Source organism: Schnuerera sp. (genome assembly GCF_035459645.1).
Taxonomy (GTDB): domain Bacteria; phylum Bacillota; class Clostridia; order Tissierellales; family Tepidimicrobiaceae; genus Schnuerera.
Genome location: NZ_DATHXO010000545.1, coordinates 1 through 1,583 on the forward strand (window position 1 = coordinate 1; position 1,583 = coordinate 1,583).

The window sequence follows — 1,583 nt, forward strand, 5'->3', positions numbered from 1 at the left end:
TTTAGAATATTTAACTGGCAATGCTACACCAAAGGGAGAACCAGAGTGGATATTGGAAAATGGAAAGAAAATGTATAAAGAGCTGTCAAAAGAAACAGATGAATTCTTTACTTTTATGGTAGAAAGGGAATTATTAGATCTAGTTAGTAAAAAAGGCAAGATGAGTGGAGGATACTGTACTTTTATTCCTGATTATAAATCTCCATTTATATTTTCTAATTTCAATGGTACTAGCGGTGACGTAGATGTGTTAACCCATGAGGCAGGCCATGCATTTCAATCTTATTTAAGTAGGGACTATCAAGTGCCGGAATACAATTTTCCTACATTGGAAGCTTGTGAAATTCATTCAATGAGTATGGAGTTTATAACTTGGCCTTGGATGGAACTGTTCTTTGAAGAAGAAGTAGATAAATATAAATACAGCCATTTAAGTGGAGCTGTTAGCTTTATCCCTTATGGAGTCACAGTTGACGAGTATCAACATTTTGTCTATGAAAATCCAGAAATTACTCCTGAAGAGAGAAAGGCTAAATGGAGGGAAATAGAGAAAAAATATCTGCCCTTTAGAGATTATGAGGACAATGATCTATTGAATAGGGGAGGATACTGGTTTAGGCAAGGACATATATTTGGAAACCCTTTCTATTATATAGATTATACTTTAGCCCAAGTTTGTGCTTTCCAATTTTGGATAAAGATGAATGAAAATAGGGAAAAGGCTTGGGAAAATTATATTAAATTATGCAAAGCAGGAGGTAGCAAGCCTTTCTTAAAGCTAGTAGAATTAGCTGGACTAAAAAATCCATTTATCGATGGTACAATTAAAGAAGTGGTTGGACCAATAAAGAAATGGTTAGATTCTGTAGATGATAGTAAGTTTTAAATAAAAACTCTTTCCCTTTATTAGTATAGTAAAGGGAAAGAGTAATGTTTTAATTTATTCTTAATAATCGATATTCGATAGTGTATCTTCAATTGTATTCAATCCGTTTAATAATTTTTCCAAATGGAAATTATAAATTAAATCCATTTCATCTAAGTTATTTCCAGATGAAAGAGGTATTTTTTTATCAAAAAAATTTTCTAAATTACTTTTGTTTGTTTCAGTTAATAAAGGAACTTTTTCTATGGTAAAAAGGATAGTCAAATGATTATATATATTTTCTAAAGTATTAAACATCCAGTCATAGTCATGTTGATTATTTTCCGTTTTATATAGATTTAGTTTAACATCCTTTTTAAGGGTATTATAATTTTTTTCTACATCACTTAAGTATTTTTTTAAATCTTCTAAGGAAGGATTTTCCCTTTCCCACATTATGGATTTTACCATATCTTTAAATTCCAAATAAACATTATGAATAGATTCTTTTATTTTATCCTCTGACTTGGGAGGTACAATAAAATAATTTATTAAAGTGCCTATTACTAATCCAATCAATGTATCAAGGGTTCTATTTAGTGCATAATCCAATCTACTTCCTTCTTCGTAATTCAAAATAATAGATAGAAAAACTATAAGAGAAATCTGTACCGATTTTTTCCAGTCAAAAATATTACAGGCATATATAATAATTATT

General features: G+C 29.6%; 2 protein-coding genes. One reads left to right on the top strand and one right to left on the bottom strand.

Features of this window, described 5'->3' with window-relative positions; genetic code table 11:
• Positions 1-886: M3 family oligoendopeptidase (locus VK998_RS12765; RefSeq protein ID WP_325229012.1), on the top strand; the 886-nt coding region annotated here is incomplete at its 5' end.
• Positions 887-946: 60 nt separating this feature from the next.
• On the opposite strand, the gene VK998_RS12770 is transcribed toward VK998_RS12765, so the two are convergent.
• Positions 947-1,583, bottom strand: a 637-nt coding sequence (locus tag VK998_RS12770) for an FUSC family protein (RefSeq protein ID WP_414713613.1), incomplete at its 5' end; no start/stop codon positions are given.